Raw genomic sequence first — 12,516 nt, 5'->3', positions numbered from 1 at the left:
GGATTTTCCTTGTTATTGGTGCGTCAGCTCAGGCCAGCGCGAAGCCGCGGCCGTCGCGGATCAGGACTCCGGTTTTCTGCAGGTGGTCGAATACCGGTTTCACCACCTGGTTGCCGCCCCGCACTTCGCGGTTGATGTTGCGCAGCACCGGGCGCTCGCCGAATTCTCGGGCGATGATGCGTTCGGCCAGCTGTTGCTGTTCGTTGGTGAGCTCACCGTTTGGCGGGCTTTCCGTTTCCCGCTGCTGGGCAGTTTCAACGAGCGGCGTTGTGCGTTCAGTGCGCTTAACGGTGCGCGGTTGCGGCCGTTGTTCGCGTTGAACTGTGGGTGTTGCCGTTAAAACACTGTTGAACGCCATCAGTGCCACCAGCCCCACCACATCGGTGATGATGGCGAGCGCCAGAAAGCCGCTGTGCTGTATCTGCTTGGGGTCGATGTGGGTGAGCCCTGCCAGAGTGGCGAACGTGGCACCTGCGCTGTCTGAGGCGCTGCCAGAGCTGGATTCGCTCAGGGTTTGCAGTTTGGCCAGTGTTTGGCTGCGCTGTTGCTCCAGCTGCTGCAGTTGCGCGGCCGTTTCGATGGCCCGTTGGCGGTAGCCGTTGGCGGCATCGGTGGCGATCACGTTGTTGAGCGTGGTGATCTGCTGTTCAACGCTGCCCAGCTGCTGTTGCAGGGTTCGGTATTCCAGGCTGCTGCGGGCGTTCAGCTGTTGCTGCTGCTCCGCGTGGCTGGCGAGGAAGCCAACGGTGGCACCAATGCTGATCAACACCAGCAACGGCCACAGGACCAGCAGGGCGTACCCCACGGCCCTGCCCTGTGCACGCAGCCACAACCCCAGCGGGGCGAAGCTGAATTTGCACAGTTCCAGCGCGGTGGCGGTGAGCCCCGCCACCAGCTGGCCACCGGCGCCGCCGGGAATGGAGATCCACAGCCCCACGGTAAACACCAGCGAGGTGCCGCAGAAAATCAGCGCGGCCAGGCCGGTGAGGTAGTGCCAGAGTTTCATGCGTTGTCTCCTTCCGCTTGGGCCAGCCTTTCTTGCAGCCAGGCTTTTCCGCGCTCGATCGCGGTCAGCCGCGAGGCGCCAGAAACCGGCAGGCGCACGTCGCCCACATGGGCGCGGTAGGTGATATCCAGCTCTTCCATGTCGAGATCGGCGGTGACGCCGATATCGAGCAGGAAGCGGACTTTTTCCGGAACGGTTTGCAGCTGTTCGTAAGCTGCCAATTGCTGTTCTGTCACTTTGATTTCCCCCGAAACCGGTTAGTGCAGCCGCCCAACGACGGCGCCGCTTTGCATGGCTTTGGCCATTTTCAGTACCTGCTCGCCAAAGGCGGCGAGCTCGGCGGTTACCTGCATGTAGCGATTGGCGTGCTGCTCGGCCTGCAGCGGCTCACGCATCAGCAGTGCTTCGATTTCTTCTTTCTCGCGGGCGGCGGCCTCGATCTTGCGCAGCAAAACAGGGCCAAGGGCGATGGTGGCTTTAAGCACTGGCGGCACCCCACTGTTCGCGGTTGAGTTGCTTCAGCGTGGCTGCGCGCTCTTCGTGGTCGATGAAGATGTCCTGCGCGGCGCGGATCTCGCGCACGGCTTCTTCCTTGGCCACGGTGGTGGTGTCAGGGCAGGCGATACGCTCGCGGCAGAGCGCCAGTGCCAGGCGGATCTGACGGGCTTGGGCTACGTCGAGTACAAACACTTCTTTCATGGTCGCTTCCTCGGTGGTGGACGGTTTAATCCGTGAATACTTGGGCGGGCGCTGCCCGCGGTGTGTGTAGGCGGCCTCGCGGGCGAGACAGCCGAAAATCAATTCATCCCGCACTACTTCTTCCCAGCTGCAGGCTTTGTTCACCTGCACGTTGTTGAGCCAGGCGTTGAACACCTCTGCCTCGGTCACGGTGTGGAAGAGCCGCAGTGCGCGCTGGTTCATGCCTGTGCTGCCTCCCGGCGCATCTGGCGCACCTGGTTCTGCAGCTGGTTGAGCCGGTCGCGCATGTCTTCACGCATGGCCGCACTCTGCTTTGCCAGCCACTCGCCGATCTCGCTGCGGGAGCGGTTGCAGAGCAGGTGCCAGGCGAGGCAGTTGCGGCGGTGGGCCTCGCTGTAGGTGTCTTTGGCGCCTGAGATAAGAGGGGGGGTATCGGAAAGACCTAACCGGTCTAACGCGGCCTGCCCCGCTTCTGAAAACTCTTTGTTTTTCATGCACTTAGCTCCTGAAAACTGGTTAGGGTGAAAACCTAACCTGACCTAACCAAAAACCTAACCGATTGATTTATAAGGATTTTTTTAAAGGTAAAAGTTAGGTTTTTGTTTTTTGTATTCCCTAACTTGGTTAGCTCCCGGTTAGGTGAAAGTTAGGTTTTTCCGTTTCTGCTCAATCCCGCGTGGTTACTGGATCTGCGGGGTGTTTTGTGGTTCCGGTTAGGCCGGTTAGGTCTTTCCGAAACCCCCTCCCGTTTTTCTAGGTGGCCGCCTTATCGGCATCCGCATGCCGGAAAACCCAGCAATATCGGGCGCGGTCGTCGTCGATCCCGGACTTCACGTTTTTGCAGCCCACGAACTTGTGGCGGCGGCTGTTGGGCAGCAGCTTTTTCAGTTCCTTGATGTCCGGGTGATCGACCTTGGCCATCTCGCACTGCTGCTTGTAGTGGATGAGGTTGATGGCGATCAGGCCGGGATCTTTGCTGTGGTTGAGGGTCTGGGCCTCGACCTTGCCGGCATTGGTGGCGTACACGGCCGGGGAATCCGGATCGTCCACCAGGCGCACGTTGAGGTAGTCGTATATCTCCCAGAACTTCTGCACGTCCGGGTGATCGGCGCTTAGGCGGCCCTGACGGCTGACGGCGCGGGTATAGATGTAGTGCTGCACATCCTTCACGGTGGATTCGCTCACGGACGGGAACAGCATCGGCAGGGCGCCGGCCATGGCGGAGACCATGGCGTGGGTCTTGACCACCCGCTGGTCGTGGATCTCGCCGCGCTGTGCGTACTCGGCATCGAGCGCGGGGTAGTCCTGCAGGATCTTGCCGACAATCGCTTTTTCCCGGCGCAGGGCGGCAGGTAGAAAGCCGCTTACTTCTTCCACCGGTGCGCGCTCGAAGCGCTGGGCCAGCAGTTTGGTTTTCTCGGAGAAGTGCGCTTTGGTGGCGTGGCAGTGGACGATCCGCGAGAGCAGTGCCGGGCTGCCGTCCACGGTGTCGTTCTGGGCGATGACGATGGAACCGCGAAACGGTGGCTCCACGGTGTCGTTGCCGCGGTTGAAGGCACCGGTACTGCGAATGGCGCGGCCGTTGTAGGCGGTCTTTAGTTCCTCGAAGTCGAAAGCGCCTTTCTTGGCTTTGTCGTTCTGACGGTCGGATTCGATCAGCACCACCGGAAGATTCGACAGCTGGGAAAACGCGCGGGTGCGCGCGGCGAAGGTCGCTTTGCTGGGGTCGAAACCCTCGTAGTCGTCACGACCGCAGAGCTTCCACAGGAATTCAATCACGGTGGATTTACCCGCGCCGTGTTCACCGGTGAGCTCCAGAAACGGGAATACCTTCAGCTCCGCACGGATCTGCTCGGCAAACAGGGAACCCATCCAGAATGCGAGGGCGACCATGCCGAGGTGGGAAAACACCTGGTGGTAGTCGTGCACCCAGGTGTGATCGAACTCATCGCGGTGGTGCAGGTAGAAGCTCTTGAACCCGGTTTTGATGCGGTTCTTGCCGGCGATGAAATATCCCTGGCTGTTGAGCTTGAGCGGGCGGCCGTTGTGGTAGGCGAAGTCCTGGTACACGTACACCTGACAGGTTTTGTCGTACCCGAGATAGCCGATGGTCTCTACCTGTTTTACGCCGCCATCGAACCAGCGATCGCGCAGCATCTTGAGCTGGTTTTCGCTGCCGTCGAAGGTGCTGCCGGGAGCCTGGTTAAGCAGGGCTTTGTTGAAGGCTTTGGGGCTTTCCAGATGGGAACCGGAAAACGCTACCTGCAGGCCTTTGCCGCGCGGTGCCGCTACATCGAAGAAGTAGGCAACCTCGTTGCTCTCTTTGTCGATCTCGCAGTACAGGAACTTGGGCAGGCAGTTGCTGATGGTGGTGGTGGTGAGATTGCGGTCGAAGAGCTCGCGGCCTTTCTCGGTGGCCAGTGCATCTTCAATGCCTTTTACCGCGATCTTTTCTTTGGTGCCGTCCTCGATGTCGGTCTGGTTCAGATCCTCAATCGCTTCTTTGAGATCCTTGTTCAGCCCCTCTTCCACCTTGACGGAAAACAGGCGGTTGCCGTAATCCAGCACGGTGTAGTTGCGGTGGTTTTTGCAGTACCAGTGATAGGCCTTTTCACCGATGCTGCGCGCGGTAAACAGACGGCCGCGATACAGGCACTCTTCGAGGAATTTTTCGGTGATTTTGTTGAGGCGGTAGAGGTCGTCCCAGTCGTTGCCGCCACCCACCAGTGCCACGTCTACCTTTTCGCCTTTGTGGCGCAGGTTGTCGTAGTACTTGGTCATCATGCCGCGACCTGCGGGGTCGTCGTCGTAGGCGAGACGCCAGGTGATTTCCAGATCCTTGTGCTGCTCGATGAACGCGGTGGGCAGGTTGTTACTGCTGAACGCCGCCACGGCTTTATAGCCGCAGAGCCACAGTGCGATCGCGTGGAAAATACCCTCGACGATAAAGACGGTATCGCCTTGCTCCAGATTCTGGGTCGGTGGCATCCACGCCTTGCCGCGGTAATTGATCCCATATTTGAAGTGGGTTTTTTTATTCAGGGCGCGGGCGTCGGCCTTGTTGATGATGCGGTCCCAGTAGTAGCCATCCCACAGGTGGAAGCGCACCACCGGCGCATAGCCGCCATCGGGTAACGGGAGTGCGCCCTGCTCGAACCAGGTACCAACCTTGACCAGCGGGAACTGGCGGTCGTGCTCGATGTAGGCGCGGGCGGTTGCGTTGGGATCTTCCGGCGTGGCTGGGAAACGCTCGGAGAAATTCTCGAAGATATCCGGGTAGATATTGCGTACAGGCTCTTCGTAGCCGCAGTTATTTTTGCGGTTGCAGCGCACTACGATGGGCTTTTCAACGCTGATCCAGGCTTCTTTCTTCCCGCAGTCAGGGCAATTCCCTCCCTGCAGGTAGTTGCCGCGGCGCTTGAAATTAAATGCCCGGTCTTTCTCCAGCGCCGTCACCACCTCGCGGTTGATGTCGATGAAATCCATGGAAGTTCCTTTGTCCGGGCGGGGTTAAAGAGTGACTACGTTGTTGTTATTGGCGAGGCACCGCTTTACCAGCTCGGACATATCCACCACGGACAGGCGGCCGAGTTTTTTCACGGGAAGGTTGCCGCGGTCGATCTGGGATTCGACCTGTCTTTCACGCATCCCGGAGACCTTGGCGAAGGCGTCTTTGGTCATCATCGGGCAGGGCACCAGATCCAGTTCCGGCCATGCCAATACCGCGATGTTCACCAGCGCCAGGCGGCCGATGTAGTACACAGGCAGGTGCCCGCGTTCGATCTGGCTGCGCACTTGTCCTTCACGCAGGCCAGAGACTTCTGCAAATTTTTCGCGGGTCATTACAGGGCTCGGCAGTACCACCGGTGGTGCTTTCCGCACGCTGCTGTTTGCCGGGCTTATTTGTTGTTCCATTGTTCGCTCCGTGTTGATAGTCGTGTGTACCTGTTGAGAGATACTATTTACCCCTGCATGGACAAGTCAACACCTTTTTAGCTTTCAATGGATATTTATTACCCTCAAACACCCGCATTTGTTCACGTTTAACCTGTGCAGGAGTAATAATTAGCTTTCAGAGTTGGATTTTTTACGCCCCCGCGTGTATAAACGGCGCGGAACGTGCATGAAAAGAATGCGGCACGGATTGCGGCTGATCAATTTATGAACGAGGAACAAAAAGGAATGAAACTGAGAGCTGGAGACCGCCTGAAGGCGATCCGCGAGTTGATGGGCATGACCAGGGAAGAGTTCGGACAGCTGATAGATATTGATTGGGTCCGGATAAAAAACATCGAACAGAAAAAGGCCCGGGTGGCTGAGGATGAATTTGCCAAGATCGGGCAGATGTTTCCGGAGTTGATGCCGTGGCTGACTTATGAGGGCGATATCGACCTCGAAGGCCTGAAGACCAGTCAGGAAAAGCTGTGCCGGTTGGTAGCGGCGAAGATCGAAGCGGGACAGATCCCCAGCGGTTTTTACCTGGAAGAGAAGATCAAGCGGGCCAGCTGAGGGTTATGCCGTGGCGATCAAAAAGGTAAAAACCGGCTGGCAGGTTGATATCCAGCCTGAAGGCCGTGGTGGCAAGCGTATCCGGCGCACCTTCACGAAAAAAAAGGATGCGGAACTGTTTGAGACCCAGCAGAAGGCTCAGGCTGGTGCTGGTGACTGGACCCCACCCTCGAAAGACAACCGCCGCCTGCAGGATCTGGTTGAAGACTGGTACACACTGCACGGCCACACGCTGAAGGATGGCACCAAGCGCAAAGGGAAGCTGGACGGAATCTGCAAGCGACTGGGCAATCCGGTTGCACGAACATTTACCGGTGAAGATTTCCTGCGGTACCGGAACCGCCGTCTCACCGAAAAGCAGCAGAAGCGTGACAAGCTGGTATCCCCCAACAACGTCAACCACGAACAGGCCTACCTATCCGCCGTATTCGGCACCCTCAGCAAGCTGCGCAACTGGCCGCACGGCAACCCCCTCAAAGACGTTCCGAAAATCAAGCTGGATGAATCGGCTCTGATCTATCTGGAGCTAGACCAGATCCGCGCGCTGTTGGCTGAGCTGGAAGAATCCAAAAACCCGGATGTATTGGCGATCACCCGGCTGTGCCTGGCCACCGGAGCGCGCTGGGGAGAAGCGGAGAGCCTGCGGGGTGAGCAGATCCGGCAGGGCAAGGTCCACTATGTGAAGACCAAGAACAGCAAGGCCCGGGCGGTACCCATCGACTCCGAACTGGAAGACGAGCTGCGCCGTGGCCGCCCGAGGATTGGCCGCCTGTTCCCGCAGACCTGCCACCAGGCATTCCGCGGGGCAGTAGAGCGCGCCGGAATCCACCTGCCGGATGGGCAGATGACCCACGTTCTGCGCCACACCTTCGCCAGTCACTTCGTGATGAACGACGGCAATATCCTCAAGCTGAAAGACATCCTCGGTCACCAGACCCTGACCATGACGGTCAGGTACGCAAAACTGGCCCCCAGGCACCTGGCAGACGCGGTAGAGAAGAACCCCCTGGCCACCCTGAAGCGTCAACAAAGTGTCAACGCAGACGAGCGGGAAGGAGTACAAGCCAGCGTAAAAAATGCCGAAATCGGTTGATTTGCGGCGATACGCGTCCTAACGAGAGCCGTTTTGAGGGATTGAAAATCCCCGTGTCGGTGGTTCGATTCCGCCTCTGGGCACCATATAAAAAGCCGCTCCCGAAAGGGTGCGGCTTTTTTTATTGCCGTTTCTTATGGTTCTTGCGGGTTACATCGCGCTATATCCTTCGCTTCCAAGCTTCTATCCCCCCGACTCTAACGCTCAGTTGCTGAACACCTACTCAAAATGATGAGGCGGAATCAGCCCAACGGCTGACGATTAGAAGATGGGTACAGGCACAAAAAAGCCCGGACCTTCATAGAAAGCCCGGGCTTTTTATAACTGCTTTTTCTACTCTTCCACCGTCCCCGGCCAGATAACCACCCGGCCGTCCGGTTCCTTGAACACCCTCACCGGCAGTGACTGCTCCAGCATGGTCACAAGAGTATCGGCCTGATCTGCATTGAATGCGGTAGTTACGCGCAGCTTTTCCAGTTCCTCGGCGCCGATTACGATGCGGTGTTTCCGGTAGCGGTTGGCATCGGCGACGACCTCGGAAAGTGGCGCGTCACGGTAACTGAATTTCCCCTGGCGCCAGCTGGCGACCTGAGTGGCGTCCACTCTGCTGACGCGACTCAACTGTTGTTCGCTGACGCTGATCTGCTGACCGGCGAGGAGGCGGACTTTTGCCGCAGGCGTACTACCGGTTCGCGCGGGGCCGGTACTGGAGACGTCGACAATGCCTTCTTCCACGGTAACTTTTATCGCGGCGTTCTGTGGGCTGCCTGCGTGTACGTCAAAGCGGGTGCCGACCACGCGAATTTCAGCTCCGGCAACCTTGACGAAGAAGGGACGCTCTGTGTCTTTGCTCACTTCAAAAAAGGCCTGCCCGCGCAGGAGTTTTACCTGGCGACGCTCGCCGCTAAATGCGGTTTCAATTGCGGAGTCACCACCGAGTGTGACAAGGCTGCCGTCTTCCAGGGTTAGCGTGCGCTGCTGGGCCAGCTCGGAGGCATACGCCTGCGGACCGGGTTCGCTCTGCCAGGGGGCGAGGTAGACCGTGCCAACGGCGAGCATCAGGGTGCAGGCGAAGGCAACACCAGATACGGGGCCGGCGAGATTGCCAAACACGCCGCGCAGTTTTTCCATTACCCCATCGATGCCGCCGGGCTGACGCAGACGCGCGCCCTCTTCGCCAGCGGCGAGAGCCGCAAGGCTGCGATCGATCTGCTCCAGGCGCTGATAGGCGCTGCGGTTGTGTACCTGTTGCATCCAGGTGTCATAGTCAGACTGTTCGCTGGCGCTTAGGCTGCGCTCCGCTCTGAGCATGAACCATTCGCGGGCTTCGGCCTCTGTCTGCCGGGCATCCGGGGGCCGGTTGTCAGTCTGCTGGTGACTGTTGCCAGTCGTCATCACAATTCTCCACCATGTACGCGCAGCGCTTCCTGGCATCCAGCCAGAGCTTTCGCTACGTGCTTTTTCACTACGGTTGCCGAAAGTCCCTCGCGACGCGCGATTTCCGCGTAGGAGAGTCCATCGACACGATTCATCAACAATAGCCGCCGGCGCTTGTGGGGCATTCCCCAGAGGGCGCGACTGATCAGGCCCAGAAACTGCCGGCTGCTGGCCACGCGCTCGGGGCTGCGAGTGTCCTGATCCCGCTCGGGATCGTCCTGCACCGATTGCGCGTAGCTCTCCCGCACCTGACCTTTGCGCAACGCATCAATCGTGGCGTTGTGCACCGACCGGTACAGGAAGGCTCTCACGTGTTCGATATCGCCCACCCGAAGCTGGGGTGCCATGCGCGCAAACGCCTCCTGCACCAGGTCTTCGGCCTCGCTGTATGACAACCCGAACTTACTCACCGCGTATCGACACAGCTCCTGCTGATATTCGCGGTAGTAATGATCCAGGTCTTTGTCGTTATCGGTCGCCAACTGGCTCGCCCACGCTGTCGCCATGGATTCTCTTCACCATCTTTTTTGTTGTATTTATTTGCTCTTTTGACGCCTCTACGGGCGCTGGAATCTACTTCTCTCGTCGATATAACGTCAGGGGGGACTCAATCGTCCCCCCAAGCGTGAAAAAAAGTAAAACTATCGGTTATTCAGTCGAAATGCAGGCCAATGCGCAGGCCGAAGGTGCGGGGGGCGCCGTAATAGTACTCGGGCACGGCGATATCCGCTTCCTGTACATCGTTGGCGACGGCGATGTTAGTGAGGTTTACGCCGTAGATATCCAGCCACCAGTTGCCGACCGCAGGCTGCATCTTCAGGCCGGCGTTCCACAAGCTGTAGGCGGGTTGGCGATCCACATCCGGCGCGGGGCCGGCCGGGTCGTCGATCCACTGGCCGGTGCGGTTGTCGAGCAGGATGCCAGTGCGGTCGCCGCGATTGGCCTCGTCGAAATACATACTGGAGGCGTAGCGCAATCCGACTCGGCCGGTGGCGCGGCCCCAATTGCCCAGCGTCACGCCGTGGCGGTAGTTGAGGCCGAGGCTGACTTTGGGCACCTGTTTGAGACGATTGCCGCTGAAGTCCAGCAGGTCCGGCACCTGCGGATTACCGGCGCCGGGGTTCCAGGTCTGGCCATACAGGGGAAACTCATTGTCGACGGCAAGAAAGTGATCGTAGCGGGCGTCAATTACAGACAGGAAGCCGGCAAGCCGGCCGTTCAGACTGCTGGCCCAGTTCAGCTCCAGCTCCACGCCGCGGATGGTCGCCGACGGGGCGTTGGTGCTGCGGATCAGCTCCGTGCCGTCTTCTGCCACGGCGATGCCGGATACCTGCAGGTCGCGATAGCGGGTATCGAACAGGGCCCCATTCAGGGTCATGCCGCCATCCAGCAGGCCGAGCTTGAAGCCCACTTCTAAATTGGCGCTGGTTTCCGGGCCGACAAACGCAGCGCCGTTGTTGTTGCGCGCAATCAGCGCTTTAAGCGCACCGTCAAACCCGGGGTCCTCGCGGCCGGAGAAGGTACCGGAAAGCTTGGCCCCATCCTGCACGATGCCAGGTTTGAAGCCCTCGGCGTAATGCAGATACAGCAGGGTCTGATCACTGGGCTGGTAGGAAAGCCGCGCCATCGCGGTGGTGCTGCGCCAGGTCTGGTCTACATCGTTGTAGTTGGCTACGAAACACTGGTCCGGCGCGGCGGATTCACGGTTTACGGCAATTGGCCCGAGTTCGCCGCCGCGATCACTGCGGATCAGATCCGGACAGGCGACATTGCGCCCGCCGCGATCGTAGCGCTGGTCACGCCCGGTTCTGGCGCCGGCGCTGATCTGCCACTGCGGTGTCAGATCGTAATCCAGCTGACTGTAAAAGGCGTCGAGACGGGTTCCACGGTCGGGTTGCTGGAAACTGTGTGCCGGTGCATCGCCCCAGCCACTGCCGTCGGGCTCCTGGTGCTCCAGGTCAAAACGGATGGCGTTTTTTTCGGCAAAGTTGAAGTAAGCGAGCAGCCAGCGCAGGCGCCGGTCGTCGGGGCTTTTCAATTGCAACTCGTGCTGGCGGGCGCGGTACTCGGACCAGACGGTGCGGTTGCTCTGGTGGTAGATGGCCGGATCCGTCTCGCTGCCCACGGCGCCGAGGCGGTCGGCATCCCAGTCCTGCTGGCGGCTGGTAAAGCCGTAGCCGGCGATATACACGAGGGAATGACCCGCGGCCAGATCCCACTCCAGGCGGCTGCGCAGGGCATCCTGATCCAGCCTGGTGTAGCCGGGGGTGTCGATGGTGACCGGGGTTTCGTAATCCACCACCGGCAGGCTGCCGGCACCGCGGTCTTCAAAGCGCTCGTAGCTGAGCCACCAGTCCACGCTCTCGGTGATCTGCCAACTGGCGCTGAGGCGATGACTGAACAGGTCGGTGTTGTTGTAGCGATTGGCGCGATCCGCGTAAACGGAGTCGCTGGTGTAATCGGTGTAGCTATCCGCGCGCTCGGAAACCGTCGCCCAGCGCAGCGCAAAGTCTTCAGTGAGCGGTACATTGGCCACGGCGTTGAGTTTCTGCAGGTTGTAGTTCCCAACCGAAACAGACACGTCTGAGGACCACGCCTGTTGCGGCCGCGCAGTGTGATAGTTGATGACACCGCCGGTGGAGTTGCGCCCAAACAGCGTGCCCTGAGGACCTCGTAACACTTCCACCCGGTCCAGGTCGTAAAGGAGAACGGCCGAGCCCTGTACGCGACTGCTGAAAATACCGTCCACATGGGTGGCGACACCGGAGTCGCCGGCTTCGGTATGGTTATCCGATCCAACGCCCCGCAAATACAGCATGGAAGCGGTATGGTCTCCGTTGCGCTGAACCTGCAGGCTGGGCACTTCGGCCGCGAGTGCCTGCAGGCTGTCGATATTGCGCTCTTCCAGCGTAGCGCCACTGATCGCCGTCACGGTCATCGGGGTCTGCTGTAAATTGGTGCGGCGCTTGCTCGCCACTACTTCGACCTCTTCCAGTAGCGCGCGGGGTGCAGGCTTATCTTCAGGTTCCATTTCTCGCGGGGCAGGCTCGACCTTTGGAGGCAATATCACCATGCCCTGGCCATCGACCCGGCGAAAGCGGAAGTCGGTCTGTACCAGTAATTGCTGCATGGCCGCTTCTGCGGTGTATTCGCCACTGACCCTGGGCGCGGGTTCGTCGGGAGTATTGGCGGACTGGTCCTGGGCCGTAGCGACCATCACCGCGAGCCCGGTCTGGCTGGAAAAAGCGAGCAGGGCCTGGTCTAGCGGCTGCGCGGGTATCTGAAAAAGGTAAGTGGGGGCATTCGAGCTGTCGGCGGCTGAGGGCCCGGTGTCGATAACGGCTTTTGAATGCGGATCTTCCTGAGCAAATACCACCGGTACGACACTCAGCTGTGTCGCCAGCAGTAAGGCGCAGAGGGACCTGTGGCAGGTCTGTGGCATAGGCAAGTCGTCATCGCTGTTCCCGCGATTTGTGCGGGAGTCCGGTGACGCGATGGCAGCTTGTAATCATTCTCCAGAGGTTGGTGCCGTCCACTGGGGAGATTGCCGCTTCTTTCACGCACACGGTTGATTATTGTTTTGACTGGAAAACATACAACAACAAACCATGGCCTGACAAGCTGTGACGTCCAGGTACGGGCAATCCACTCCCCGAAGTGCCGGTCGAATCACACGGCGGAATACACAGGTTTAAAAGTACGCCATCGAGGGTGAGCAGGGGGGAGTGGCCGGAAAACAACAGGAAAGCAGAGGAGCCGTCGGGCTCCCCTG

At 59.4% G+C, this 12,516-nt stretch carries 12 protein-coding genes; 2 read left to right on the top strand and 10 right to left on the bottom strand.

Translation table 11 applies throughout. The annotated features are described in order from the left end of the window. Positions 1-28 precede the first annotated feature (28 nt). The 7 genes from Q1A74_RS07595 to Q1A74_RS07565 form a co-directional block, all read right to left on the bottom strand. Positions 29-1,006, bottom strand: coding sequence for a hypothetical protein (locus Q1A74_RS07595; RefSeq protein WP_299594312.1), 978 nt, complete (start codon positions 1,004-1,006; stop codon positions 29-31). Beyond that, a complete protein-coding gene (locus tag Q1A74_RS07590; RefSeq protein ID WP_299594310.1) occupies positions 1,003-1,242 on the bottom strand; it encodes a hypothetical protein in 240 nt (79 codons plus the stop codon). Before Q1A74_RS07590 ends, Q1A74_RS07595 begins: the two co-directional genes overlap by 4 nt. A gap of 21 nt (positions 1,243-1,263) precedes the next feature. Beyond that, complete coding sequence (locus Q1A74_RS07585; RefSeq protein ID WP_299594308.1) at positions 1,264-1,491, bottom strand: hypothetical protein; 228 nt, start codon at positions 1,489-1,491, stop codon at positions 1,264-1,266. Then, entirely contained in the window at positions 1,484-1,927 is a 444-nt protein-coding gene (locus Q1A74_RS07580; protein ID WP_299594306.1) for a hypothetical protein, read from the bottom strand. Before Q1A74_RS07580 ends, Q1A74_RS07585 begins: the two co-directional genes overlap by 8 nt. Next, complete coding sequence (locus Q1A74_RS07575) at positions 1,924-2,199, bottom strand: hypothetical protein (RefSeq protein WP_299594304.1); 276 nt, start codon at positions 2,197-2,199, stop codon at positions 1,924-1,926. The genes Q1A74_RS07580 and Q1A74_RS07575 overlap by 4 nt, the downstream gene beginning before the upstream one ends. A gap of 259 nt (positions 2,200-2,458) precedes the next feature. Further along, positions 2,459-5,191, bottom strand: coding sequence for a toprim domain-containing protein (locus tag Q1A74_RS07570; RefSeq protein ID WP_299594302.1), 2,733 nt, complete (start codon positions 5,189-5,191; stop codon positions 2,459-2,461). Between the two features lie 24 nt (positions 5,192-5,215). Continuing rightward, entirely contained in the window at positions 5,216-5,620 is a 405-nt protein-coding gene (locus tag Q1A74_RS07565; RefSeq protein ID WP_299594300.1) for a hypothetical protein, read from the bottom strand. 204 nt (positions 5,621-5,824) lie between these two features. Between Q1A74_RS07565 and Q1A74_RS07560 the strand changes: the two genes are divergently transcribed. Together Q1A74_RS07560 and Q1A74_RS07555 are read left to right on the top strand one after the other, a co-directional pair. Then, a complete protein-coding gene (locus Q1A74_RS07560; protein ID WP_299594298.1) occupies positions 5,825-6,214 on the top strand; it encodes a helix-turn-helix transcriptional regulator in 390 nt (129 codons plus the stop codon). Between the two features lie 10 nt (positions 6,215-6,224). Then, the gene (locus tag Q1A74_RS07555; RefSeq protein WP_299594296.1) at positions 6,225-7,307 is read left to right on the top strand and encodes a tyrosine-type recombinase/integrase; all 1,083 of its coding nucleotides are present in this window, start codon (positions 6,225-6,227) and stop codon (positions 7,305-7,307) included. Positions 7,308-7,640: 333 nt separating this feature from the next. On the opposite strand, the gene Q1A74_RS07550 is transcribed toward Q1A74_RS07555, so the two are convergent. The 3 genes from Q1A74_RS07550 to Q1A74_RS07540 form a co-directional block, all read right to left on the bottom strand. Beyond that, entirely contained in the window at positions 7,641-8,702 is a 1,062-nt protein-coding gene (locus tag Q1A74_RS07550; protein ID WP_299594294.1) for a FecR domain-containing protein, read from the bottom strand. Then, positions 8,702-9,250 carry a sigma-70 family RNA polymerase sigma factor gene (locus Q1A74_RS07545; RefSeq protein ID WP_299594292.1) on the bottom strand — a complete coding sequence of 183 codons (549 nt, stop codon included), beginning with the start codon at positions 9,248-9,250 and terminating at the stop codon, positions 8,702-8,704. The genes Q1A74_RS07550 and Q1A74_RS07545 overlap by 1 nt, the downstream gene beginning before the upstream one ends. 146 nt (positions 9,251-9,396) lie before the next feature. Continuing rightward, positions 9,397-12,186: a TonB-dependent receptor gene (locus tag Q1A74_RS07540; protein WP_299594290.1), complete on the bottom strand. Its 2,790-nt coding sequence runs from the start codon at positions 12,184-12,186 to the stop codon at positions 9,397-9,399. Between the last annotated feature and the right edge of the window lie 330 nt (positions 12,187-12,516).

The sequence above is a fragment of the uncultured Microbulbifer sp. genome, from assembly GCF_947504145.1.
In the GTDB taxonomy this organism is placed as follows: Bacteria; Pseudomonadota; Gammaproteobacteria; order Pseudomonadales; family Cellvibrionaceae; genus Microbulbifer.
Note: the sequence above shows the minus strand (reverse complement) of the source record. Positions and strands in the feature narration are given on the sequence as shown.

Coding starts and splice junctions, on each gene's coding strand:
- Q1A74_RS07595 (WP_299594312.1), bottom strand. CDS start 1,006: ATGAAACTCTGGCACTACCTCACCGGCCTGGCCGCGCTGATTTTCTGC.
- Q1A74_RS07580 (WP_299594306.1), bottom strand. CDS start 1,927: ATGAACCAGCGCGCACTGCGGCTCTTCCACACCGTGACCGAGGCAGAG.
- Q1A74_RS07575 (WP_299594304.1), bottom strand. CDS start 2,199: ATGAAAAACAAAGAGTTTTCAGAAGCGGGGCAGGCCGCGTTAGACCGG.
- Q1A74_RS07570 (WP_299594302.1), bottom strand. CDS start 5,191: ATGGATTTCATCGACATCAACCGCGAGGTGGTGACGGCGCTGGAGAAA.
- Q1A74_RS07565 (WP_299594300.1), bottom strand. CDS start 5,620: ATGGAACAACAAATAAGCCCGGCAAACAGCAGCGTGCGGAAAGCACCA.
- Q1A74_RS07550 (WP_299594294.1), bottom strand. CDS start 8,702: ATGACGACTGGCAACAGTCACCAGCAGACTGACAACCGGCCCCCGGAT.
- Q1A74_RS07545 (WP_299594292.1), bottom strand. CDS start 9,250: ATGGCGACAGCGTGGGCGAGCCAGTTGGCGACCGATAACGACAAAGAC.
- Q1A74_RS07540 (WP_299594290.1), bottom strand. CDS start 12,186: ATGCCACAGACCTGCCACAGGTCCCTCTGCGCCTTACTGCTGGCGACA.